This is a genomic window from Lampropedia puyangensis, from assembly GCF_004833285.1.
Classification (GTDB): Bacteria; Pseudomonadota; Gammaproteobacteria; order Burkholderiales; family Burkholderiaceae_C; genus Lampropedia; species Lampropedia puyangensis.
The window spans coordinates 181,030-206,076 of record NZ_STFG01000003.1; the positions used below are offsets into that span (position 1 = coordinate 181,030).

Sequence of the window (25,047 nt, forward strand, 5' to 3'; positions counted from 1 at the left end):
TCATCCCCTTTATTTTCCATGAACCCTATTTCGTCTTTGCATATTGGCATCCTTACGGGCGGCGGCGATTGCCCTGGTCTGAACGCTGTCGTTCGCGCCGTCACACTCAACCTTTTGAAGCACACAAGAGCGCGGATCACAGGAATTGAAAAAGGCTTTTATGGATTGATCGCCCGCAAGGTCCGCCCACTCACAGAGGCATCAGTAACACAGATTCTGCATGAGGGTGGAAGCATTCTGGGTGCACACAACAGTGCCAATCCTTTCCGCTGGAGTGGCGCACAAGGTGCAGATGTTTCAGGCGAAGTGATTGCATTTGCCCGCGAACTTGGACTGGATGCACTGGTTGTCATTGGTGGTGACGGCACGATGGCCATTGCCAATCGCATTCATCAAATGGGCCTGCCTGTGGTTGGGGTGCCCAAGACGATTGATAACGACTTGATGCACACCGAGCGTACGTTTGGCTTTGACAGCGCCGTGGCGGTAGTGGCTGACAGCTTGCAACGCCTGGAAACCACTGCGCGAAGCCATGATCGCGTCATGATTTTGGAAACCATGGGCCGCTATGCGGGCTGGATTGCGCTTGAAGGCGGCATTGCGGGCGGCGCGCACGCCATTGTGTTGCCTGAACTGCCTTACGATCCAGAAACACTGGCAAACCTATGCCGCCAGCGGCAACACGATGAAGGCTACACACTCATCTGCATCGCCGAAGGAGCCAAACCCAAAGGGGGCGATATGGTGATCAAAGAACATCTCGCGCACAGCCCCGACCCCATCCGGCTTGGCGGTGTTGGCGATGCGCTTCGACTGCAATTGCAACAACGCTTGGATTGTGAAGTGCGAAGCATGCAACTAGGGCATTTGCAACGCGGCGGTTCACCTACGGCATTTGACTGCGTTCTGTCTACACAATTTGGCTGGTGGGCAGCAGAAATGGTCAAGCAACAAGCCTTTGGCCGCATGGTAGTTTTGCAGAATAACCAATGCAGCAGCGTGCCGCTGAACGAGGTGGCTGGAAAAATTCGCCATGTTCCGCTAGACCACCCATTAGTGCGCACGGCGCGCAGTATTGGTGTTTCTTTTGGGGCCGAGCTGTAACCCACCCCATCCTTTTCATTGGCCTCATGCCAACGTCTACCAATGACCCCCGCCATTCTTCTGCTTAAGCGCACTCGAACAGCCCACGCAATTCACAGTTACGAACACGACAGTAAGGCGCCTTCCTACGGACTCGAAGCAGCAGAGAAGCTGCAGCTCGATCCTGAGCGCGTATTCAAAACGCTATTGGCACAAACTGAAACGGGTGAATTGCTGGTCGGCATCGTCCCAGTCAGCGGATCACTCGACCTCAAAGCACTTGCGCATGCCGCACATTGCAAGAAATGCGACATGGCAGACCCGCAGGCTGCGCAACGCAGTACCGGCTATTTATTGGGCGGCATCAGCCCGCTTGGACAGAAAAAACCACTGCGTACTTTTCTCGATGAGTCGGCGAAAGCGTACACGAGCATCCATGTCAGCGCTGGTCGGCGCGGACTTGAGATCGAACTCACCGCCCATGATTTGATAACGCTTTGCGATGGAACCTTCGCCCCCATCAGCAAGTCTTGAGCAAGGTGCCTGCCGCCCTTTAAAGTATGTAGAGACAAAGCTCTTGAATCCCCCACCTGATAAGGTGCGACAATCGCTCCATATGTACCAAAAGGCTGCAACCCGAAATAGCTTCGGTCACCAGTAAGGCCAATGCGGCCTTCGCGTTTGATACGCCTTTTCCACATTGCGCATATGCAAGGTTTGAACAGGAGCCTAACGATGCAAAGCATTTCCCATTATGTGACTATGGCACGCCAAGCCGCATTGGCGCTATTGAGTGCGTGTTTGTGCGCCGCCTATGCACAAAGCCCCAGCGCTAATGACCCCTGCCTAGATGGCTTACAAGACAGAGTAGCCTGTGAAAGGGAGCGCGAGGCCACGCAACGCCAAGCGCCAACAGACCCCAGCCAACAATTTGGCCAAAATGCTTTGCGCCGCTGCGAGGTTCATATCAATAATCCAGAAGCGCGGCAGGCTTGTGAGGATCGTGTACGTGGCCAAAACACCCGCACTGAGGGCAGTGTTTTAGGTGGCGGCATTTTCCAGGAGCAAAGGACCACCGTAATTGAGCCTGCCCGCACCCTACAATAAACGCTTACGGGCACCTTGCGCGTGCCCATCCGCTTTCTCTACCTGCAGCTGGCCCACTACCAAGCGCCGCCATGCTTGCACTCACTCAGTTACGTTTATGGATACCAAACTACTTGAGATTCTGGTCTGCCCCGTTACCAAAGGGCCTTTGACATACGACCGTGAACGCCAGGAGCTACTCTCACACTCAGCACGCTTGGCCTACCCCATCCACGACGGTATCCCAATCTTGCTGGAAAACGAAGCACGGCCTCTGACGGAACAAGAGCTCCTAGCATGAGCCAGCAAACGCCGTTCACTGTGCTCATTCCAGCACGTATGAGTTCTAGCCGCTTACCCAATAAGCCATTGGCAGATATTGGCGGTTTGCCCATGGTGGTACGCGTGGCCAAGCAAGCCCAGCAAAGCCAAGCCAGCGCTGTCATCGTGGCTACAGACGATGCGCGCATTCATGCTGCTTGTGACCGGCACCATATTGCTTGTGCCCGCACTCGCGCAGACCACCCCAGTGGCAGTGACCGTCTTGCAGAAGCCGCAGAGCAATTGGCGCTGGCCGATGACGCCATCGTCGTGAACGTGCAAGGCGACGAACCCTTCATTCCACCCGATCTTATCAACGCAACCGCCCATGTATTGGCTCAGCACAGCCATGCGGTAATGGGAACTGCAGCGCACCCGATTGAGGATGAAGTCGATTTTCTCAATCCGAATGTGGTCAAGGTCGTACTCAATGCCGCAGGCACAGCACAGTACTTCAGCCGCGCGCCCGTACCTTATTTTCGCGATGCAATACCTCAACCGTTAAGCCAGTCAAACCTGTTCGCTGGCAGCAATCGCCTGCACCGACCGCTTCGCCACATCGGCATTTACAGCTATCGAGCAGGCTTTCTCAAGCAGTTTCCTAAGCTATCTGTAGCGCCTACTGAAAGCAATGAATCGCTTGAACAACTCCGCGTGTTGTGGCACGGCTACGCGATCGCCGTGCATTTGGCACACCAAGCGCCACCCGCAGGCGTGGACACGCCAGAAGACCTAGCCCGCGTGCAAGCATACGCGGCGCAATGCTGAACATGTTCCAAAGAACAAAACACGAACTGTATGTGTATGCGCGACCTACCGCATACAGCTCACACACGACATAAAAAAACAGTGCGTTTTACAAGCACCGCTTTAGAACAGCTCAAAAAAATACCTCCCTCAAGTCAATTCTTCTAATAAGTGTCAGGTGTCTGAGGGACACAGTCACTCCCCGTATTTAAAGAACGGTTAGGGCAATTGCTCCAGTGCTTGTAAGTATGCAGGATGCTGCATCAAGTCATCCCAGGCCATAGGGGGTGTCTGAGGGAGCATTGCCAAACGACGGCGTTCGCTGTGTGCATTTTGTTGCCACTGGCCTATCTTCAACGCATCGGCCATGCCGTCGATCCATTGATCCAATGCAGCACCCCCATGTAAACTCTGGTTGCACAAAAGCAGCAAATCACAGCCTGCGTTCAGTGCAGCAACGCCTGCCTGTGTCGTGCTGACAGGCTTGCCTTCTAATACTCGCCCGCCTTCCATGCTCAAATCATCACTGAAAACGGCGCCATCAAATCCCACTTGGTTACGCAAAACATCCTGCAGCCAACGCGCAGAATATCCTGCAGGCCTGCGATCTACTTTCGAATAGACCACGTGGGCCACCATGACAGCGGTAAGGCTGGCGCGCAACCATTGGTACGGTGCCGCATCGTCGCGCAAAATTGCAGTCAAACTACGTGCATCAATGGGAATATCCACATGTGAATCAGCCACCACGAAACCATGTCCTGGGAAATGCTTGGCGCAATGCGCCATGCCTGCCTGCAACAACCCTTGCGTGAGGGATTTAGCCAAAACACTCACAACACGTGCATCACTGTGCAAAGCCCGATCACCAATGACCGTACTGCCCCCCCAATCCAAATCCACCACGGGAGCAAAAGTCAAGTCCACGCCGCACGCGCGCAACTCACTGGCCAACACATAGCCAGTGACAGTCGCTGCATTCATTGCTACCATAGCACCACTGCCCGGTAAATGACGGTGCAATCCCTTCGTATCATCGTGCTGCCACATCTGCCCTAATGCACGCATAGGCGGGAGATTCGTAAAACCGTCAGTACGAAAACGCTGAACACGCCCACCCTCTTGGTCTACGGCAATCAGTAAATCAGGTCGTACAGCCTTGATATCAGCACAAAGCTGCACCAGTTGCCTGCGGTTTTCCCAATTGCGGGCAAACAAAGTCAATCCACCAACCAATGGATGCACCAAACGCTCTCGATCAACAGATTGCAGTTGCGGCCCCTCAATATCAATCAGCAAAGGAGCATGCAACGAGGCCGTGTTACGCATATGTTGCAGGGTTTTCTTGCGAGATTTTTTACTCATATCCACAATCCTATTCATCAACCGTAATCCACGCAGAAGCGATCAATCCACACATTCATTACCGCATAAGAGGCAACGAAGCGTGCGAGGCAGCACCGCCTTGTACTTCAGCGATACAGAATGCCACGGCATACTCTTTTTCATCAGATAAGGTGACGTGAAAATGCAGCTTGCGCTCCTCACACCAAGGAGTCAGGGGGCCATGTGTGATGATACGTGGTTGCCCGCTGGGCCAGTGCCCCACTTCACAATGGCGCCACGTCATAGGCATATGCATGCCTAAACCAATGGCTTTGCTGAACGCTTCTTTAACCGCAAAACGCGTCGCCACAAAACTAACGCCGCGCGCAGGCCAGCGCTCAGAGCGCCGCAGCCAAGTGGCCAGCTCAGCATCCGTCAGAACCTTTTGGGCAAAACGCTCACCGTGCCGCTCAAGCGACTGTGCTATCCGACGTATGTCGCAAATATCCGTACCAATACCGTAAATCATGGTTCAGCATTATGATAGAGGCCTGTGCATTTTTCATGATGCCTAGGTCTTGAGCCATCATTGATTGCGACAAGGCCCCACGATGAATAAATCTTGAGAACATCACTCAAGAACAGCAAACAAATAGTCACAAATCTATAATCACAGGCCATGGCAGTCTGGACTCTCGGTATCAACCATCACACAGCCCCGCTGGATTTGCGGGGCCGTTTTGCGTATGCGGTAGATCAAATCGCGCCCGCATTACAAGGGTTGCGGGAGTCGCTATCTGCATCCAACTCCAACGGGCCGGTAGAAACAGCCATTCTTTCAACTTGCAACCGCACAGAAATTTATTGTGCCGCACCTGCGCCACTGCAATCGGCTTCGTTAGAGTGGTTGGCACGTAATGGCGGAATGTCTGCGCGAGACCTCTCTCAGTACGCCTACACGCTGGACGAAGACAAGGCCGCTCGCCATGCCTTTCGCGTCGCAAGCGGTCTCGATTCAATGGTGCTTGGTGAAGCGCAAATTCTGGGCCAGATGAAGAACGCTGTGCGTGTCGCAGAAGAAGCCGGTGCCTTAGGCACGACTTTGCACCAGTTGTTTCAGCGCACTTTTGCCGTTGCCAAAGAAGTTCGCTCAAGCACCGCTATTGGCGAGCATTCCATCAGCATGGCTGCAGCCGCAGTTCGACTTGCGAGCCAGTTGTTTGAAGACTTCACCAAACTCAAGGTTTTGTTCGTTGGTGCGGGCGAAATGATTGAGTTGGTCAGTACCCACTTTGCCGCCCAACAGCCGCATAGCATGGCTGTGGCCAACCGTACGCTCGATCGTGGCGAAAAACTGGCCAGCAAGCTGGGCGCACAAACATTGCGTATTGGCGATTTGCCCGATCTCTTGCATGAATTTGACATTGTTGTTTCATGCACAGCCAGCAGCGTCCCCATCATTGGACTGGGCGCTGTTGAGCGCGCCCTCAAACGCCGGCGCAATAAACCTATATTCATGGTTGACTTGGCTGTACCGCGTGACATCGAACCAGAAGTCAAAGCTCAGGAAAACGTTTATCTTTACACCGTTGATGATTTGGCCAATGTCGTGCAAAGTGGCAAAGCCCAACGCGCAGCTGCTGTAGCCCAGGCCGAAGCCATCATTGACACCGGAGTAACCCACTTCATCCGCTGGATGGAGATGCGCAACAGCCAGAGCGCGACCGTCCCGCTGATTCAGCAACTGCATCAGCAAGCCCAAGTCTGGAACCAAATGGAAGTGGCGCGTGCACGCAAAATGCTGGCACGGGGCGACGACCCTGAGCAAGTACTGCAGGCTCTAGCCAACAATCTGTCTAAAAAACTGCTGCACGGGGCCGTCACGCAATTGCGCAACGGCGATGCCAATGAGCGCCAGCAAACTGCGCAAATGGTCTCTCGCATGTTCCTGCGCGGCGAGTCCCCCGTCTCCTCCAAGCACCATTAGCGTCGCTGCCTCTGCGCGCCCTTCGGGCAAACCTAGGTGGCGCAAACGCTGCTGCGTCCTCCCTCCTCTTTCTGAACTGTTTGATTGCGCGCACATGTTGTGCGCTGCGCCAACATCCGTTCACCCCTCCTATTGAGTTTATGCAAACCTATATGCGACATCAGCTCGAGCGCTATGCCGAGCGCCTCAATGAGCTGAACTTCCTGCTCTCGCGCGAGGACATCATGTCAGACATGAAACAATACCGCGCCATAGCCAGTGAGCATGCAGAAGTCACCCAAATTGCCGGACGTTATGTGCGTTACCAAACCCTCGCAGGGGATTTACAAACCGCACAAGACATGTTGGCTGACCCTGCAAGCGATGCCGAAATCAAAGAAATGGCCCAAGAGGAACATGACTTGGCGCTGTCTCAAATGCAGGACCTTGAAACAGAGCTACAACGACTGCTGCTGCCCCGAGATCCTGATGATGCTCGCAATGCATTTCTGGAAATTCGCGCCGGCACCGGAGGTGATGAGTCTGCCCTCTTTGCCGGCGATTTACTGCGCATGTATACCCGTTACGCTGATTCCGTGGGCTGGCGTGTGGAAATCATCAGTGCTAATGAAAGCGAACTGGGCGGCTATAAAGAAGTTGTGATTCGCATCGAGGGTGAGCATGTTTACGGCAAACTGCGTTTTGAATCTGGAGGGCACCGCGTGCAGCGCGTTCCTGCAACCGAAACGCAAGGGCGAATTCACACTAGTGCTTGCACCATTGCCATTCTGCCTGAGCCCGACGAAGCGACTGCGGCCGTTGAACTTAACCCTGCCGAATTGCGCATTGACACTTTCCGCGCCAGCGGTGCTGGCGGACAGCACATCAATAAAACCGATTCGGCAGTGCGTATTACCCACCTTCCGACAGGAATGGTTGCTGAATGCCAAGACGACCGCAGCCAGCATCGCAACAAAGCCAAGGCCATGCAAGTATTAGCGGCCAGATTACAAGAAAAAGAACGCAGTGAGCAGGCGGCTAAAGATGCTGCCATGCGCAAAGGCCTGATTGGTAGTGGCGATCGCTCAGATCGCATCCGCACCTACAATTTTCCACAAGGTCGCCTGACAGATCACCGCATCAACCTCACCTTGTACAAACTGCTTTCCATCATGGAAGGCGATATGCAAGAAGTGCTGGATGCATTGCAAAGCGCACGGGAGGCTGAGCTGATTGCACAATTGCAGCCGCAATAATTACCCCAACCATATCATCATGCGGTTCACCAATAGCGAAAAACACACGCGCTCTGTCTGACATGTCTTTCACCTCTCCTCCCAGCATCAGCATCGCCCACGCCTTACAACAAGCCCACCAAGCAGGGCTTGCACGCATTGATGCACAACTGCTGCTGCTGCATGCTATAGGCCGATTGGATCAGGGACGAGCCTGGCTGATCAGCCATGATGATGCATTGCTGTCGCCAGAGCAGCAATTGCGCTGGCAAACCCTCATCGCACAACGTGCTGATGGAATGCCTGTGGCCTACCTCACAGGGAGTAAAGAATTCTTCGGACTGCCACTGCACATCAACTCAGCAACACTGGACCCGCGCCCAGACACAGAAATTCTGGTTGAATGGGCATTGGAGAAGATCCACTCCATCACCGCTCCACGCGTATTAGATTTAGGGACAGGCAGTGGCGCGATTGCGCTAGCCATTCAAAAACAGCGCCCCGATGCGCTCGTTTGGGCTATTGACCAAAGCAGCAAAGCTTTGGCTGTAGCGCAAGCCAATGGGCAACGTCTAGGCCTTCCTGTTCAATGGTTGCAAGGCGACTGGTTCGCTCCAGTGCGGCACGCAAACCTTCCCCCATTTGACATGATTGTGTCAAACCCCCCGTATATTGAGACAAGCGACCCTCATCTTGCCGCTCTCCAACATGAACCGCAGGAGGCACTGGTCAGTGGAGAAGATGGCCTAGACGACATTCGCCGCATTTCCCAAGCAGCAGTCGCACATCTCAAAACTCAAGGGTATCTTTTACTAGAACACGGCTGGAACCAAGCTCCTTCAGTAGCAAAAATTCTGCGCCAAGCAGGCTTTATTGCCATCGATACACGTCATGATCTTGGAGGTCATATTCGCTGCAGTGCAGGCTTGTATAACGGCTGATAGCAAGTCTGTATTCAGGTAGCTCTGCGCTTGCTCCTATGTGCCTACACTGCACTCAACAAGCCATTTGGTCTAACCTTGATGCTGCATATAATTGAAATTTCAGCTGAAGTTTTATAACTGCAAATTGTGCATATGCAGGCCTGCAAGGCCCAAAATTCCGATCGCGCAACCATAGCACTGCTTTACGACGCAACGCCTTGATTCACACACACACTTCAGACGCACGCTTACCACAGACTGTTATCGGACAGCCTGAAGGATTTGCATCTCCTCTGAAAAAGCAAGTGGGCTTCTGGCTATTCGCTGCGATTGTGTTGGCTTGCCTAGGAACTGGGCTATTGATGCTCAACCAAGGTAACAATGCCAGAGAGCAGTTACTCCAACAGGCTCAGCAGGAAATGAAGGCCATGCAATTCGCATATGCATTGCAATCCAGTGCGCAAGCGTACGGACGCTTTCTGTTCAATGTGCAAAACAGTCTGACAGGAGACCCTGAGCACGATGGCCGCTCCTTAGTGGATCAGTGGAATACAGCCATCGCAAACCCTGAGTTTGCCAGCACCCATATCTTGCGCATGATTGCTGTTGAGCAAGATGCAGGTCTTGGCGGAAAAATCAAAAAGGCACTCCTCAATCACCACGGCGGCATCGAGGTTCGTGCCTTCACGCAATCGCAAGGCATCACCTTGGTGGCACTACCAGCTGCCGATATCGAATCAAGAAACGACAGCACGTTTGGCCTTGTCATTGCTGTCGATTTACGTTTTTCCGACTGGTTGCGCGAAGTGCAAAGACTGGCCGAAACCAAAGGGGTCGAAGTCCATGCCTTTGTGGGCGATACCGCCAGTCCCAGCTCGGACATGCAGCCATCATTGCGCTGGAACAACGACCAACTGCATATAGCCATGCAAATTCTTGGGCAACGCATCGAGCTCATTTTTTCCCCGACAGGACCGATAGTCGCTGTCAATCCGATTTCGCAAGCCCTACCGTGGGGGCTGATTGTTACTGGTTTGGTTGTTCTGCTTGCTTGGATTTTCTTGCAACGCTTACGCGAAAATGAGTTGGTCTTTCAAGGTCTACGCTACCGAGACTACGCCTACAAAGGATGGATGCGCTACTTCGCCTTTGTAAAACATCCATTGGTTCCCACTGCTGAAATTGACAGAAATGATGGCTACTTTCACAGCCTTTCACCACGCTTTAGTCAATTGCTTGGCTATAGCCAAGAAGCGATGCAGCGCCTGACTATCGCCTCTATTACCCACCCCGATGATCTAGAAAAACTCAGTCAACCAGAAATTCTTCGATCGCAAGACCAAGACTACTCATATGAACGCATCTCTGACCTGCGACTTCAGCACAGTTTGGGGCATCCTGTGTGGGTTGACTTGCTTATCATGCGCTACAAGCCCGCCAATGGAAAAGTGGCACAGCACTCCTTGACAGCGCGTGACCTCGTCATCTTGCTTGATCAAAGCCAGCCTAAAACGCTACAAAACCAACTGCATCGCCGCATTCAGAAGAATGAACAAATTTTTGAACAATTACCTGTAGGCTTATGCATCACCGATGCACAAATGCAGATAGTGTTCATGAATGCTCGATTCAAGGAGTACTCGAATTGGTACGGCCCATCGCCTGAAACACTGGATCAGTGGTGGGCACACTCTTTACCAGATGCAGAACAACGGGCTAGCGTGCAAGATAATTGGGGTCAACAAGTCAGTGCTGCCATTGCACGAAACGGCATGCTTGAAGCCTTAGAGCTGAATCTCGAAAGTGACCAGAGCATGCCATGCCGCATTGTTGAATTGTCTGGCATTATTTTGGACGACCAAATGGTATTGACCTTGGTTGATCTGACAGCACACAAAAAAGCCGAAGAAGACATCAGACAACTGGCGTTTTATGACATTACCACCGGGCTGCCAAACAGACGTCTGTTGCTTGATCGCTTAGAGCAAGCAACCATCACGAGCTCTCACCATGAGTGGTATGGCGCTCTGCTGCTGCTCAACCTCGATCATTTGCGCACGATCCGCGACGACAAAGGCCCTATCTTGGCCGATGCTGTATTGAAAGAAACAGCATTGCGGTTGCGAAAAATCACATCCGAAGATCAAACCGTTGCACGCACCGACACAGGTGAGTTTGCGATCTTACTCAGTGCGCTCGCCTACACGGAAGATGATGCAATCCGCCGCTGTGAAGAAATCGGCCACAAAATCATCCAAGCGATTGAAACACCATTCATTTTTGATGGCCGCAGCATCTACCCTGGTATCTACCTCGGCACCACATTATTTAATGGCGTCGAATTGTCGGCAGAAGAATTACTCAGTCGCACCAATATCGCGCTGTACCAATCCAAACAAAAAGGCCTGGACACGCCGCATTTCTTTGATCCCCAAATGCAAGCATCGGTGCGTGCCCGTGTCGCACTTGAAGAAGACATTCGAGCCGGTATCACAATGAGCGAATTCGTTCTTTACTTCCAGCCTCAGTTCAATGGCCAGCAGCTCATTGGAGCTGAAGTATTACTACGCTGGCGACACGGCAGCGGCTTCGTCTCTCCAGACAAATTCATCACCACAGCAGAACAAAGCAATTTGATATTGCCACTTGGCAATTGGGTTTTGAGTCAAGCATGCAAACAACTTGCAGAGTGGGCCAAACGCCCAGAAACAGCCCATCTAACACTATCAGTAAACGTCAGTCCCAAGCAGTTCAAGCACGACCAGTTTGTGGACATCGTTTTGCAGGCAATCACCAGCAGCGGAGCGCCAGCAAACCGATTGGTTATTGAATTAACTGAAGGCGTGCTATTGGAAAACATTGAAAATGCGATTGAACGCATGACCCAATTACGCGCTTATGGTGTCAGCTTCTCGCTTGACGATTTTGGTACGGGCTATTCCTCCCTCAGCTACCTACAGCGCTTACCTTTAACAGAGGTAAAAATTGATCGCAGCTTCTTGCACGATATTGACAGCAATGCAAGCGGGGCCAGCATCGTACGCACCATTGTCAGCCTTGGCCACAGCATGGGACTGAAAGTAGTGGCCGAAGGCATTGAAAGTCAAACACAAATTGACTATCTCAAAACCTGCGACTGCTTCCTCTGGCAAGGTTATTTCATTGGTGAACCGCAGCCTATCGAAAGTTTAGAAAAACTATTGGTCCAAACGAACTGAGCACACAGAATGGGGCATGAGTTCGTAGAAGCAATCTTGCGACGCACAAAGACTTCGAGTCATGGACCTCTATTTACATTCGAGCGATACATGTTGCATGGCCCAATGTATCTCCGAACAGAACGCATTAAGCTAAAAAAACTGGCGTAGCTGAAAGAGGATGTCACCCAAAGCCAGCCCCAACAACGTTTGAGGTGCAACAGTAAGTGGATTTGGGGTGCCTTCGCAGTCAATGCGCCGACGGCACCTGCGTTACAGCTTACGCGGCGTGAAGCCACTATGATCACAATGTGATGCTTGCCCCTTCAAATACATGCATCACATTGGCCTACTTCATTGACTTGGAATTCACCTCAGGAGACAACAATGTTCAGCCACATCATGGTCGGCACTAACGACATCGAGCGTTCAAAAACTTTTTACGACGCCCTGCTTGGTTTACTAGGCGCAGGCCAAGCATTTCGCAATGAAGCACCCAGCGGGCATCAGCGCTTGTTTTACCGCCACGGCGGCGGCACCTTCTGCATTAGTCAGCCTATCAACAACGAACCGGCAACCTATGCTAATGGTGCGACCATTGGCTTTCAATGCCAGTCGCCAGAGCAGGTTCAAGCATTTCACGACACTGCTGTAGCACATGGCGGCACATCCATAGAAGGCCCACCGGGTCTGCGGGAAGGCAGCACTGGCTCCATGTACTTGTCCTATGTCCGAGATCCGGACGGCAACAAACTCTGCGCCGTGTACCGCCCGAAATAACAGCAGCAAGCAAAGTCGCACAACCAAAGACAACAAAAGGCTTGGTACATTGCTCATGCTTAGAGCATGTTTGCTGTCTTAGTGGGTTAGGGTCGACCATTGCCACCAGCTATTGAAGACGAACTGCCTGATTACGATTTTCAGCGCATATCGAATAGTCCGGCGCACTGCATGCGCCCTTCTGCCGTCAAGCGAGTTTGCCAACGCAAACCTTCATTACGCACTTCCAGCCAGCCCATGCCTGGCTGGCCATGAACCCGTGCCACACTCAACGGTGCAAGCGTACGCAACAGAGCACTTGCACTGCTGCGCAGGTGCTTGACCAGACGAGGCAGTGAAACCCAAGCCTGTTCAGGTGCTAACCATAACGCATACAGCACACCGAGCATCAAGGAATCAATACCGTGCGCCTGCGCCAACTGCTCTAACGCAGTGGCATCCAGAGCAGGCGGCTTGACCACATGTGAAGCGTCTATCCCCATGTCTAAACGCATGCGACTTAAACCGTCAATGTTGGACTGCCTTGCACCGGTGCCTGCGCGGCTAACGCTTGTCGCGCCAGCAGCGCATCACCAATTTCTTCGGTACTTTCGTCTGCCTCTTGTCGCGCGCTCAAGGCCAAAATCACTGGGATGGCTTTAGAGGTAGGGATGCCCGATGTCTTTTCCGTGGCGGACAGCGGAACCAAGGGGTTGGTTTCTGGATAATAGGCCGCCAAGCTGCCACGGGGGGTGTTGTAAGCCACCAGTTTGAAACGATCTGCACGGCGCTGCTGGCCATCGTCCCAAACGGTATGGATATCGACCCATTGCCCATCCTTAAACCCCAGCGCCTTGAGGTCTTCTCGGTTGATGAAAACCACCCTGCGCTGGCCCCACACTCCGCGATAGCGGTCGTCCATACCATAAATAGTGGTGTTGTACTGATCGTGCGAACGCGTTGAACTGAGCACAAACACGATCTGATCGTGGTGCTTGGCACGGGCACGGTGCACAGGCGTATCCACAGGCACAGGGTGTGCAATAAATTGCGCCTTTTTTGACACAGTGGCCCAAACTCGCTCACGGGCCGTATTGCGCAGGTGAAAACCACCTGGCACTGAAACACGCTGATTAAAGTCCTTGAAGTCCACGAACACAGCTTCAATTTTGTCACGAATGCGGCTGTAATCTTCAATCAGCCACAACCAATCGGTCGTGCTGCGATTGCGGCCACGTTGACCAATGGTGGCATGGGCCAAACGCGCCACGATGGCAGGCTCCGACAACAAGTGCTCAGACGCAGGTGGGTTCATTCCGGTGGAAATATGCACCATGCTCATGGAGTCTTCCACCGTCACACCTTGCGGCCCTGTGGCCTGCATATCGATTTCAGTACGCCCCAAACACGGCAACATCAAGGCCTCTTTGCCATGCACCACATGGCTGCGGTTCATCTTGGTGGTGATGTGAACGGTTAGATCGCAGTTTTGCAGCGCCTTCCAAGTTTCATAACTGTCAGGCGTGGCTGCAGCAAAGTTCCCACCCAGCGCAATAAATACTTTACCCTTGCCTTCAAGCATGGCTCGGATTGCTGATACCACGTCATACCCATGCTCACGGGGAGGCTCAAAGCCAAATACGTCACGCAACTTGTCAAGTAGCGCCGCAGGTGGTTTTTCCCATATACCCATTGTGCGATCACCCTGCACATTGCTGTGGCCGCGCACAGGGCAAGGGCCTGCGCCGTCACGACCAATATTGCCACGCAACATCAGCATGTTCAGCATCATCTGAATGGTCGCTACAGAGTGTGGCTGCTGGGTGATCCCCATCCCCCAGCAGACAATAGCACTCTTGGCTTCCTTGTACTGCTTGGCTATATCCAAAATATCGGTCTTGGCCAGGCCAGATTCCGTCACTATCAAATCCCACGACTCTGCGCGCACATCATCCAGCAAAACATCAATGCCTACTGTGTGTTCTTGGATGAAAGCGTGGTCAAGCACCGCCTCGCCTGCATCCTCGCGCTCCACCAGATATTTCATGATGCCTTTAACAACAGCCAAATCGCCACCGGGCTTGAGTTGGTAGTAGCCACTGCTGATCGGCGTGCCACGCCCTGTAGCCATAGCCACCTTGTCCTGAGGATCAAGGAACTTCTCCAACCCGCGCTCACGCAGTGGGTTGAAGCTAATGATTTTGCAGCCTCGCTTAGCCGCTTCACGCAGCTCACCCAGCATACGAGGATGGTTAGTGCCCGGATTTTGTCCGAAGATCATGATGAGCTCGGTCAGCTCAAAATCATGCAAAGTCACTGTGCCTTTGCCCACCCCAACCTGCGGACGCATGGCCGAACCGCTGGGTTCATGGCACATGTTCGAGCAGTCTGGAAAATTATTCGTACCGTACTCACGCACAAACAACTGGTAAAGGAATGCGGCCTCGTTGCTGGCACGACCTGACGTATAAAAAATCGCTTCATTCGGGTCGGGCAAAGCATTCAAATGTCGGGCCATCAAATCAAAAGCATCATCCCAACTGATGGGCACATACTTATCACTGTCTTGGTCATACACCATCGGATGCGTGATACGCCCTTGATCCTCCAACCAAAAATCACTTTTTTGTGCCAGCTCCGTAACGGTATATTGCGCTAAAAACTCTGGTGTCAAACGCCTTGCAGTCGCTTCTGAGGCAACGGCCTTGGCACCATTCTCACAAAACTCAAAAGTAGACGCGTGATTGCGATCTGGCCATGCACAGCCGGGGCAATCAAACCCATCAGGCTGGTTCGCCGACAAAAGTGTTTTTGCCCCTTTGAGCGGAATATCTTGCCGCATCAGTGCTTGTGAAACGCTCTTTAAAGCGCCCCAACCGCCAGCCGGGCTTTTATAGAAATGGATTTTTTGCTGCTGTGCCATGGCTTGCCTCCTGCTTGTGTATGGCTCGGACTGCGTTGTTCGACTTCACGCTGCAAGGCCTGGCATCAACACACCCGACCTTGCAATTGCTCACTACACTGTGCTGAACACCATCAATGGAAGAATTTCGCCGCACTGAGCAGCGTGCGATACGTTCCCCACAGCAGAGGAATACCAACCAGCAACCAAGCGGCCACCACCACACCCGTAGGTGTAGCGCCACCACTGCCGCTACCTGTCACTTCTGCTGCAGCAACACGCTCATTGGCAATTTTTTTCTCTGCAGCCAACTCATCATCAGTCATAAAGTGTTTATCGGCCACCGGGCGAACCAGTAAATTGGCAATCAAACCAATCACCAACATGCCCACCAAGATATACATGGTTTGGTTGTACACCTGCGCACGTGGCAACCCCATGCCAAGCTGGTATTCGCGCATGTAGTTCACGACCACCGGCCCCAGAATGCCTGCTGTAGCCCAAGCAGTCAGCAAACGACCATGGATAGCCCCCACGAATTGGGTTCCGAATAAGTCAGCCAAGTACGCAGGAATCGTGGCAAAACCGCCTCCATACATGGACAAGATGATGCAAATGGCCCCCACAAACAATAAAGTGCTGCCAGCCGACGCACTGGAAGGAATACTCCAGTACAACAAGCCACCCAAAATAAAGAAGATCGAATAGGTCAACCTGCGGCCCAATTTATCGGACATGCTGGCCCAGAAGAAACGACCACCAATATTGAAAAGACTCAGCAACGCAGTAAAGCCACCGGCCACGATCGCAATAGAGGTCAGCTCTTGTGCGCTCAGCTCACCAAAGGTTTTCTCGATACCGATCAAGCTGCCAGCAAACACCTCCTGCAACATTGGCGAAGCCATACCAATCACGCCAATACCAGCAGACACGTTCATGCACAGCACCACCCACAGCAACCAGAACTGCGGAATGCCCCATACTTTTTTCACGTGCACATGACGCTGCGTGATCATGGCCTTGCCGCTGTTGGCTGCAGGTGGAGTCCAGCCCTCAGGCTTCCATCCCGTTGGAGGTACACGGTAGCCCAAAGCGCCACCAGTCATGAATACGAGATAAATCAGAGCCATAACCACAAAGGTTTGCCATACGCCTGTCTCCGTAGGTGTGCTGAAAATCTTCAGCAACTCGACGGCCAATGGGGACCCGATCATGGCTCCACCACCAAACCCCATGATGGCCATCCCTGTCGCCATACCGCGACGATCAGGGAACCACTTGATCAAAGTCGACACAGGCGAGATATAGCCTAAGCCCAAACCAATCCCCCCGATGACGCCTGACCCCAGAATCATCATCCAGAACTGATGCGTATATACGCCAAGGGCTGAAAACAGCATACCGCCACACCAGCACAGCGTGGCAATGATGCCCACGCGGCGCGGCCCAACGCGTTCAAGCCAGCCCCCCCAAATAGCAGCAGACAACCCCAAGAACACAAAGAACAGGGTATACATCCAGCCGAGGGTCGATACCTTCCAATCACAACTTGTGGTGAAAAGCTCCTGAAAGAAGCTCACTTCTGGCCCGCACGCAGCGCCAGCCCCAGCTTTTTGCAGCATTTGCGATAAAGGCAGCCAGAAAACAGAAAAACCGTATGCCATACCAATACATAGATGGATGGCCAAGGCACAAGGCGGGACAAGCCAGCGGTTAAAACCGGGACCGGCAATGATTCGTTCTTTTGACAAAAAGCCGGGACGTCCGGCGCTGTCCATAGGCAGCGTTGCTGTGTTCATGTGCTCCTCTGTGGTGGATTGACTTGATAGCTGAAACAACTATCATTTACATATGCTGTGAATCGCATATTTTGTAAATCGTGAGTGCGGCGAATGTAAACACAATCTATATTTACTCAAATATGATTTGTTACAACCAGTATTACTGTTAAGCAAAACACATTTAATATGCTTTTAAAAGCATATTAAATTCAGCCGACCTTACAACGTTCTTAACCCAACCAGCCCAAAACAACAGGACCCCGAGATTGCACAAGGTATCAATCAAGCCTCAATGGACTATTGAGCAACCGGATGGGCGCGCTCTTTCCTCACGCGTTATTGAGCTGCTCACGCAAGTGCATCGCCATGGAAGCCTGGCCACCGCCTGCCAGCAATTGGGTGCGTCCTATCGGCACGCTTGGCAATTGGTTCGCGAGGGCGAATCGCTTTTCGGCGCACCGCTACTGTTAATGGAACGCGGCAAGGGTTCCAAATTAACCGCTTTAGGAGAAAAACTGGTTTGGGCCGACCACCGTATCCAAGCCCGCTTAGCGCCTACGCTCGACTCGCTGGCCTCCGAACTTGCCGCAGAAATCGAACGCATCACCAGCAATGCAGCACTGTTGCGTATTCATGCCAGCTATGGATTGGCGATCAACCAGCTGCTGGCATTAATGCGCCAAGAAGACGAGCGAGTGCAACACAAATACGTGACCAGCGTACAAGCTGTCTCGTCGTTGCATGATTTATTGTGTGATGTGGCAGGTTTTCCTGTGCCAATGGGAATTTTCGAACAACAGGTTCTTGAGCATTACACGCCATGGCTAGATTCGCAAGCACACTTTCTCATTAATGTCTGCACGCGCAGGCAAGGATTCATGGTGGCAGCAGGGAATCCATTAAAAATTTATGAGATACAGGACCTCGCCCGCCCCCAAGTGCGTTTTATCAACCGGCAACGTGAGTCGAGCACCCGCTTGCTGCTTGACTGTATGCTGCAAGAAGCACAAATTGATCCGCACCATATCCACGGTTATGAGCAAGGGGAATACACGCACGCAGCCGTTGCCGCCTATGTGGCCAGTGGCATGGCCGATGTCGGGTTTGGTCTGGAAGCAGCGGCAAGGCAATTCCAGCTAGACTTCATTCCTGTGGCTACCGAACGCTACTTCTTACTGTGTCATGAGGCATCACGCACACTACCTGGCTACCAAACCTTGCTCAATGCCTTGCACAACCCGCTATTTAGTGCAGAAGTCAACCGCTTTCATGGCTACGCGCCGTGGCGGCTGGGTGAGGCTATCAGCCTGCAGCAAGCGTTCCCCGGCTTCACGTTCAAAAACAATGCGATACAAGGTTTAAAAGTGGGCAAAAACTGAATGCAAAGCACGGGGTTTGACGCTATTCATAATCAAAATCTGCTTTGTAATCATCAGGATTGATACCTTCGGCACGTAAAGGTGCAATCAACCTAAATCGTGTGGCCTTGGCCGATGATGTGATGTAGCCTCTAATCACGATCTCCCGCGTAACGGGACTTTTCTCTTCAGCCGCAATCATCTCAATCACACGAGTGCTTTTGCGCCTAGCCAACATGCGAAACAAAGCTGGCACATGCAAAAGCAAGCGTTTAAGCAATGCCTCAGCCTCAGGTTGCCAAAGACCTTGCTCTTTCGGCAATTCAGGGACAAAACCCCATTCATCTTCGGTCAAGGTACGCCACAAAACAATGGAATGGCCATCTGCATCACTCACACAGGCGATTTCCTCGAGTTCAGGCGTTTTCATCGGTGCATAGCGTGACTGTGCACCTGCAGCCAGCAATGCTTGGTAAGTTTGTGCCACATCGCCTACGCTCAATCGCAATGAGACGTTCGCCTCCACCTCAGGCACTGCCAACAACCTCAATAACATATTGCCTGAATCGATGTCCACATAGCCTTCCCCACGCTTGGCTTCGGTAAATCCGGCCACATCGCGCCACAAGCCGACAGCTCGCTCAAGCTGCGTTACGGGAATAACAATATGGCTGACTCCGAAAAACATGCTGAGTACCCCTGATCAAAAACGCGATTGACCATCATAGCGGCAACATGAGCACACTCACACAACGGCGCCCCTTCAGCTCAAAAGGGGCGCACTGCAGACATGTGGTTGCGTGAATCAGGTCGCTTTGCTGATCGTAATAGAGGGAAACTTATGGCTGTAATCTTTGCTGCGCTTGGCCACCTTTGCGGCCACTTGCAACGCAATACCACGGTACAGGCGAGCCACTTTGCCATCAGGATCGGCCACTACAGTAGGTGCACCGCCATCGGCCTGAAGCCGAATTTGCATATCTAAAGGCAAGGCACCGAGGTAATCAATACCAATTTCAGTGGCCAAACGCTTGCCACCGTCCTCACCAAAAATATGTTCGGTGTGGCCACATTGGCTGCAAATGTGCGCAGCCATGTTTTCCACCATTCCCAAAATCGGCACACCCACCTTCTCGAACATGCGAATGCCTTTACGCGCATCTAATAGCGCAATGTCTTGCGGGGTGCTCACAATCACCGCTCCAGTCAAAGGCACGCGCTGGCTCAAAGTCAGCTGAATATCACCAGTGCCAGGCGGCATGTCGATGATCAAATAGTCCAGGTCATGCCAATTGGTCTGCCTCAGCATTTGCTCCAGCGCCTGCACCGCCATTGGGCCACGCCATACCATCGCCTCATCCTGCTTGACCAAGAAGCCAATCGACATAGCTTGGATGCCATGATTTTCCACGGGCTGCATCGTTTTGCCATCGTCGCTTTCTGGACGCTGCTGAACACCTAACATCATCGGCTGGCTGGGACCATAAATATCCGCATCCAAAATCCCCACGCGAGCGCCTTCTTGCACCAAGGCCAATGCCAGATTAACTGCGGTAGTGCTTTTTCCTACCCCCCCTTTGCCTGAGGCAACCGCAATGATGTTGCGCACCTGAGGCAATAGCTGCACTCCTTGCTGCACCGCATGGGCGATGACTTTCAATTCAAACGAAATGTCAACATTTGTTGCGCCAACTTGCTTTGCCGCTGCTTCAATCGCAGCACGAAGCCCTGCTTCCAGCGATTTTGCCGGATACGGCATTACCACCTTCAAGGTGACGTGGTCACCATCAATTTGAAGGCCTTGGACGCGTTTGCTTACGACAATATCTTCGCCGGTATAAATATCTTTTACACTCGCCAGCGCTGCGAGCAGGGCCTGTTCCTGCACTGCCATTTTGAGATAGTACTTTCCTGAATAAAGGGAGATCGAACGCAGAAGGAGCGCGTCATTACAATGCATGAGTTTGCGTGCCTATGTCTATTCATAGACAGATCAGCAAACCTAATATTGCCGAATGCCAAGACACTTCTTATGCAGTGATGACGCACAACACCAAAAAAGCATTACGCGGTTGCGATCTACACATTCAAATCAACAGAAAATGCTGTTTGACTGCAACTAAAAATGCAGCACGCATTCCCATTTCTTGAAACGCATATTGCTGTGAAATTCTCGATTCCACGCCATTCCATTTTTGGTATTTTGCTACGTTCACCGTGGTGGGTCAGCATTATGCTGGCCATAGCCTTGTCTGCATTGCTCGCGGCTTTTATCCCGCGTGAATATGTGTTTTTCGCCATCGTCAGTACCTTTCCGCTTTTACTCGTGGGCTTGGTTGCTGGTTGGCGCCAACTGCATATGCCAAGCCAAGAACGCCGAGCTGCCGTGTTGACCCAGGCCAATCAAATGAATTGGGACACTTTTTCCAAAAACTCATTGGAGTCATGGCGCATTCTCGGCATTCATGCCACAGCATCTGAACATGCCGGCGCAGACTGGCGCATCGCGCAAGAAGGCAAGTACACCCTAGTCTATGCGCGCCGCTGGAAAGCGGCAGTACATGGTTTAGAGCCATTGCGACAATTGGCAGAAGCGATGGAAGCCACTGGCATCCACCATGGTTTATATTTTGCCGTCGAGGGCGAACTCAGCCCCCCAGCCCAACGCTATGCGCGAGAACACAACATCCAAGTCTGGTCTGGTGATTCCCTATCGCTTTTCTTATTAGGCAAGCTCCCTCCAAACGCCGAATAACAAAAAAAGCGTAACGTCCCTTGGCGATCTGGCCCGTCCTTCCCACGGTATTGCCACCACCCACGTATGGAGACTTGCTATGCCGTCACGACGCCAATACCAACAGCATGCCGCCCAAACGGCGTTGGTATTTTCCGGAGGAGGCGCACGTGCAGCCTATCAAGTGGGGGTTCTCAAAGGCATAGCACTGTTGCATGCGCAGCAAACAGCCGTTTTCAAGCCCTCTCCTTTTGGCATATTGGTGGGAACATCGGCAGGCGCAATCAATTTGGCCGCTTTGGCCAGTGGAGCCGATGACTTTGAAGCCGCAGTCGCAAGACTGGAAAAAACATGGGCATCGCTAACGGTTGATCAGGTTTACCGCGCAGACTCTTGGAGCCTCATCCGCACTGGCGCACGTTGGCTGAGTCTGCTATCCCTTGGGTGGGCATTGGCCCGTTGGGGACGATCCCAACCGCAAGCCTTACTGGATAACGCACCGCTAGCATCCCTGCTCCAGCAACATATTGACCTTGACCGCATACCAGCGCTGATTGCATCTGGCCACTTGCATTCTGTCGCGGTATCGGCCTTTAGCTATACCAGTGGACGCCATATCACTTTCTACGATTCAGCGGCAAGACCGCAACCGTGGCAGCGCACACAACGCCTGGCAGCCCATACACAACTGCACTACAACCACCTGCTGGCATCTGCAGCCATTCCTTTTGTATTTCCAGCGCAAGCAGTGGCTATGCCAGAAGGAGATGCATTTTTTGGTGACGGATCAATGCGCCATGCGGCCCCAATGGCACCCGCCATTCACCTAGGTGCTAGGCGTATTTTGGTGATTGGAGCCAGTCGCGCCAGTCCAGTATCTGCCGCTCCGACTCCCGATTATGTGGCAGCACCGTCACTCGCACAGATTGCAGGCCACGCGCTTTCCAGCATTTTTCATGATGGCCTGGCCACTGACATTGAACGCTTAACGCGCATCAACCACACGTTAAGCCTGATGTCACCAGAACAAATTGCACAAAGCGGCCTACATTCGATAGAGTCACTGGTGATCACTCCATCGCAAAACATTGACCACCTCGCTGCGCAGCACATGCACCACTTGCCCGCAAGCATCCGCGCTTTATTAGGCGCCCTAGGCACCAACCAAGATGCCAAACAACTGGGGCAATCAGCCTTGTTAAGTTATTTACTGTTCGAAGCCCCCTTTACCCAAGCATTGATGGCACTAGGCATGCAAGACACTTTGCAACGCTCCCAAGAAATATGCGCGTTTCTGGGATGGCAATGGCCTGAAGCTATACCGGCCGCCCAGGACTCAACCCCTGCTTGATAGTGGGATAGCGCCACTGCATGCGTAATTCACGTTTGATGCGGAGATTGGACAAGCGCCGGGACTCGGACAAGAAACTCATCTGCAATGCACTAAAGCAGTGCTCTGCCTCATTGCGACTAATGCGTGGCGGCGCAGGTAAACCTAAAACCTGGGCTGAATAGTCAAAATAATCGCCCATCAACATCGCGGTATCGTCATTGGCGTTAAATACCCGCCCAGTCTTGCCTCTCCACAATGCCAGCCAGCACGCCCGCGCCAAGTCATCCGCATGGATATGGTTGGTAAATACATCGTCTTCTGGCCGTAGCACAGGCACTTGCTTCATCAACCGCGTGGCAGGTGAACCATTAGGACGGTTGAGTGCGTAAATCCCCGGTGCGCGCAGCACCGTTGCACGCACGCCATCAGATGCCAGATAGCGTATTTGACGCTCGGCGTCTACACGCCGCACTGCTCGTGCATTCGCTGGCGCCACAGGCCGGGTCTCTGTCACCCACTCCCCTTGGCAATCCCCATACACGCCAGAGGTCGACACATAGGCCACACTTTGAATGCGTTGTTGAGTCTGCTGCACGGCTCGCAACAAAGCCCGCATACGCTCATCGCTAACACCTTGTTGGCTAGGTGGTGCACAATACACAATGTGTGTGCCCAAGCCTGCCAAACGCCGTAATGTGTCGGGTTGATCCAGATTCCCTCGCAATGGAGTCATTCCACTGCTGCGCAAATCCGCTAAACGATCAGGGCTGGAGGTCAATGCACGCCAAATCCTTCTTGGTGCCTTTTGCCCCAACTGCACCACGCGCAAAGCCACATCGCCACACCCCACCACTAAAATCCGCGCACGTCTAAAACGCATAGGCAACGCCCCAACAGTACCGCGTACTAGTTTGTATACGCCCCTTGCATAAGGCATGACACTGGAGCGCCGCACAGGGTGTTGCTGGGCGAACGAAGTAATCGACGGCACAATAATGGGTTTCCTATTCATGGAGCATGTATGTATGAGGCATGCATGAGCGACAGCGGTGACACACCTCCTATTGCTCCACGCATCCCAAAGGCGCAATCCTAGCGTGCACAGCACGCTGCATCCCTGAACGCGCTATTGCAACATGATTGGAATGCCTTTGTTTTTTTGCGAGTGATCAAGACTGCTTGCTTGGCAAGCACCTTTCACCCCCATTCACAATGACCAGCCCCACCTCTCGCCTTAACGTCACAGTCCTCCCTAGTTCGCGCTCTTTTGACATTGCCCCTGACGAACTGATTCTCTCTGCTGCCATCAGACAAGGCGTGGGCCTGCCCTATGGGTGTAAAGATGGCGCATGCGGTTCTTGCAAATGCAAGAAACTGCAGGGTGAAACCCACATGTTGTCTTACGCCAGCAAAGCATTATCGGCAGAGGAGCTGCAAGAGGGTTATATCCTGACCTGTCGAGCCAAAGCGTTAACGCCCGTCACGATTGAATCGCGTCAAGTCACATTAGCTGATGCGTTTCCCATACGAAAAATGCCCACCCGCGTGACCAGTCTGACCCGCGTAAGTCATGACGTGATGCAGGTGCAATTGCAATTGCCTGCAATGGAAGCATTCCAATACCACGCAGGTCAATACGTTGAGTTCCTACTCAAGGATGGCTCACGCAGGGCTTACTCTGTGGCAATCGCGCCCCACGAACAGGCCATCAGCCCAAGGCTGGAGCTGCACATTCGCCACTTTCCCGGAGGACTGTTCACCGATCATGTCTTTGGCAGCATGAAAGAAAAGGAGATTTTGCGTATTGAGGGGCCCTTTGGTAGCTTCTACCTGAGAGAAGACACCGACAAACCCATCATCTTATTGGCCTCAGGAACAGGTTTTGCGCCTATCAAAGCCATTCTTGAGCATGCAGCACACCGGCAAATCACACGTCCTATCCATTTTTACTGGGGAGGCCGCAGACCAAATGACTTGTACCTTGACACGTGGCTACAAGAAAAAGCGCACGATTTGCCCCAGCTGCGCTACATTCCAGTCATCTCCGATGCACAACCAGAGGATGCTTGGCAAGGGCGAACAGGCTTTGTTCACCAAGCTGTTCTTGAAGATTTTGACTCACTTGCTGGCTACCAAGTGTATGCCTGCGGCGCCCCTATCGTGATCGATCGTGCCCATCGTGCATACACGAGCTTGCGCGGATTACCTCCCGAGCAATTTTTCGCCGACGCATTCACCACTGCGGCAGACTTGGCGGCATAACAGGCGCCCCACCGAAGCAGATGCAGACCTTACA

At 52.7% G+C, this 25,047-nt stretch carries 22 protein-coding genes; 14 read left to right on the forward strand and 8 right to left on the reverse strand.

Annotated features, from left to right (window positions below; all coding sequences use genetic code 11):
• Nucleotides 1-36: 36 nt before the first annotated feature.
• The 5 genes from E9531_RS05080 (at nt 37) to kdsB (ending at nt 3,258) form a co-directional block, all read left to right on the forward strand.
• Nucleotides 37-1,104 (forward strand): 6-phosphofructokinase, encoded by a 1,068-nt coding sequence (locus E9531_RS05080; RefSeq protein ID WP_136572739.1) that lies wholly within the window; start codon nt 37-39, stop codon nt 1,102-1,104.
• 42 nt (nt 1,105-1,146) lie between these two features.
• Nucleotides 1,147-1,617 (forward strand): Cys-tRNA(Pro) deacylase, encoded by a 471-nt coding sequence (gene ybaK / locus E9531_RS05085; protein WP_136572664.1) that lies wholly within the window; start codon nt 1,147-1,149, stop codon nt 1,615-1,617.
• Nucleotides 1,618-1,818: 201 nt separating this feature from the next.
• Nucleotides 1,819-2,190 carry a hypothetical protein gene (locus E9531_RS05090; RefSeq protein ID WP_136572665.1) on the forward strand — a complete coding sequence of 124 codons (372 nt, stop codon included), beginning with the start codon at nt 1,819-1,821 and terminating at the stop codon, nt 2,188-2,190.
• Between the two features lie 97 nt (nt 2,191-2,287).
• On the forward strand, nt 2,288-2,470 hold the full coding sequence (locus E9531_RS05095; protein WP_136572666.1) for a Trm112 family protein: 183 nt from the start codon (nt 2,288-2,290) through the stop codon (nt 2,468-2,470).
• Entirely contained in the window at nt 2,467-3,258 is a 792-nt protein-coding gene (kdsB, locus tag E9531_RS05100; protein WP_136572667.1) for a 3-deoxy-manno-octulosonate cytidylyltransferase, read from the forward strand. Before E9531_RS05095 ends, kdsB begins: the two co-directional genes overlap by 4 nt.
• 198 nt (nt 3,259-3,456) lie before the next feature.
• On the opposite strand, the gene nagZ is transcribed toward kdsB, so the two are convergent.
• Both nagZ and acpS read right to left on the reverse strand, forming a co-directional pair.
• The gene (gene nagZ / locus E9531_RS05105) at nt 3,457-4,602 is read right to left on the reverse strand and encodes a beta-N-acetylhexosaminidase (RefSeq protein ID WP_244609989.1); all 1,146 of its coding nucleotides are present in this window, start codon (nt 4,600-4,602) and stop codon (nt 3,457-3,459) included.
• A 58-nt stretch (nt 4,603-4,660) separates the two neighbouring features.
• Nucleotides 4,661-5,092: a holo-ACP synthase gene (acpS, locus tag E9531_RS05110; RefSeq protein WP_136572668.1), complete on the reverse strand. Its 432-nt coding sequence runs from the start codon at nt 5,090-5,092 to the stop codon at nt 4,661-4,663.
• A 150-nt stretch (nt 5,093-5,242) separates the two neighbouring features.
• On the opposite strand from acpS, the gene hemA reads away from it, so the two are divergent.
• The 5 genes from hemA (at nt 5,243) to E9531_RS05135 (ending at nt 12,664) form a co-directional block, all read left to right on the forward strand.
• Complete coding sequence (gene hemA, locus E9531_RS05115; RefSeq protein ID WP_136572669.1) at nt 5,243-6,550, forward strand: glutamyl-tRNA reductase; 1,308 nt, start codon at nt 5,243-5,245, stop codon at nt 6,548-6,550.
• Nucleotides 6,551-6,690: 140 nt separating this feature from the next.
• On the forward strand, nt 6,691-7,785 hold the full coding sequence (gene prfA / locus E9531_RS05120; RefSeq protein ID WP_136572670.1) for a peptide chain release factor 1: 1,095 nt from the start codon (nt 6,691-6,693) through the stop codon (nt 7,783-7,785).
• A 62-nt stretch (nt 7,786-7,847) separates the two neighbouring features.
• The gene (gene prmC, locus E9531_RS05125; RefSeq protein ID WP_136572671.1) at nt 7,848-8,705 is read left to right on the forward strand and encodes a peptide chain release factor N(5)-glutamine methyltransferase; all 858 of its coding nucleotides are present in this window, start codon (nt 7,848-7,850) and stop codon (nt 8,703-8,705) included.
• 200 nt (nt 8,706-8,905) lie between these two features.
• The gene (locus E9531_RS05130) at nt 8,906-11,905 is read left to right on the forward strand and encodes a putative bifunctional diguanylate cyclase/phosphodiesterase (RefSeq protein ID WP_136572672.1); all 3,000 of its coding nucleotides are present in this window, start codon (nt 8,906-8,908) and stop codon (nt 11,903-11,905) included.
• Nucleotides 11,906-12,271: 366 nt separating this feature from the next.
• Nucleotides 12,272-12,664: a VOC family protein gene (locus E9531_RS05135; RefSeq protein ID WP_136572673.1), complete on the forward strand. Its 393-nt coding sequence runs from the start codon at nt 12,272-12,274 to the stop codon at nt 12,662-12,664.
• A gap of 140 nt (nt 12,665-12,804) precedes the next feature.
• Here the strand turns inward: E9531_RS05135 and E9531_RS05140 are convergent, their stop codons facing one another.
• From E9531_RS05140 to E9531_RS05150, 3 genes are all read right to left on the reverse strand, one after another.
• Complete coding sequence (locus tag E9531_RS05140; protein ID WP_244609990.1) at nt 12,805-13,146, reverse strand: hypothetical protein; 342 nt, start codon at nt 13,144-13,146, stop codon at nt 12,805-12,807.
• A gap of 17 nt (nt 13,147-13,163) precedes the next feature.
• On the reverse strand, nt 13,164-15,566 hold the full coding sequence (locus tag E9531_RS05145) for an FdhF/YdeP family oxidoreductase (protein ID WP_136572674.1): 2,403 nt from the start codon (nt 15,564-15,566) through the stop codon (nt 13,164-13,166).
• 113 nt (nt 15,567-15,679) lie between these two features.
• Nucleotides 15,680-17,344 (reverse strand): OFA family MFS transporter, encoded by a 1,665-nt coding sequence (locus E9531_RS05150; RefSeq protein ID WP_136572675.1) that lies wholly within the window; start codon nt 17,342-17,344, stop codon nt 15,680-15,682.
• 248 nt (nt 17,345-17,592) lie between these two features.
• On the opposite strand from E9531_RS05150, the gene E9531_RS05155 reads away from it, so the two are divergent.
• Complete coding sequence (locus E9531_RS05155; protein ID WP_136572676.1) at nt 17,593-18,705, forward strand: substrate-binding domain-containing protein; 1,113 nt, start codon at nt 17,593-17,595, stop codon at nt 18,703-18,705.
• A 22-nt stretch (nt 18,706-18,727) separates the two neighbouring features.
• Here the strand turns inward: E9531_RS05155 and E9531_RS05160 are convergent, their stop codons facing one another.
• Together E9531_RS05160 and apbC are read right to left on the reverse strand one after the other, a co-directional pair.
• Nucleotides 18,728-19,372, reverse strand: a complete 645-nt coding sequence (locus E9531_RS05160) for a DUF2621 family protein (protein WP_136572677.1) — start codon at nt 19,370-19,372, stop codon at nt 18,728-18,730.
• Between the two features lie 117 nt (nt 19,373-19,489).
• Nucleotides 19,490-20,578 (reverse strand): iron-sulfur cluster carrier protein ApbC, encoded by a 1,089-nt coding sequence (gene apbC, locus E9531_RS05165; RefSeq protein WP_136572678.1) that lies wholly within the window; start codon nt 20,576-20,578, stop codon nt 19,490-19,492.
• 231 nt (nt 20,579-20,809) lie between these two features.
• On the opposite strand from apbC, the gene E9531_RS05170 reads away from it, so the two are divergent.
• Together E9531_RS05170 and E9531_RS05175 are read left to right on the forward strand one after the other, a co-directional pair.
• The gene (locus E9531_RS05170) at nt 20,810-21,439 is read left to right on the forward strand and encodes a restriction endonuclease (RefSeq protein ID WP_136572679.1); all 630 of its coding nucleotides are present in this window, start codon (nt 20,810-20,812) and stop codon (nt 21,437-21,439) included.
• Between the two features lie 79 nt (nt 21,440-21,518).
• Nucleotides 21,519-22,769 carry a patatin-like phospholipase family protein gene (locus E9531_RS05175; RefSeq protein ID WP_136572680.1) on the forward strand — a complete coding sequence of 417 codons (1,251 nt, stop codon included), beginning with the start codon at nt 21,519-21,521 and terminating at the stop codon, nt 22,767-22,769.
• Here E9531_RS05175 and E9531_RS05180 read toward each other — a convergent pair.
• The gene (locus E9531_RS05180) at nt 22,735-23,763 is read right to left on the reverse strand and encodes an SDR family oxidoreductase (RefSeq protein ID WP_342210844.1); all 1,029 of its coding nucleotides are present in this window, start codon (nt 23,761-23,763) and stop codon (nt 22,735-22,737) included. The two genes, E9531_RS05175 and E9531_RS05180, sit on opposite strands and share 35 nt — an antisense overlap.
• Nucleotides 23,764-23,963: 200 nt before the next feature.
• On the opposite strand from E9531_RS05180, the gene E9531_RS05185 reads away from it, so the two are divergent.
• The gene (locus tag E9531_RS05185; protein ID WP_136572681.1) at nt 23,964-25,013 is read left to right on the forward strand and encodes a CDP-6-deoxy-delta-3,4-glucoseen reductase; all 1,050 of its coding nucleotides are present in this window, start codon (nt 23,964-23,966) and stop codon (nt 25,011-25,013) included.
• The last annotated feature ends 34 nt before the right edge of the window (nt 25,014-25,047 follow it).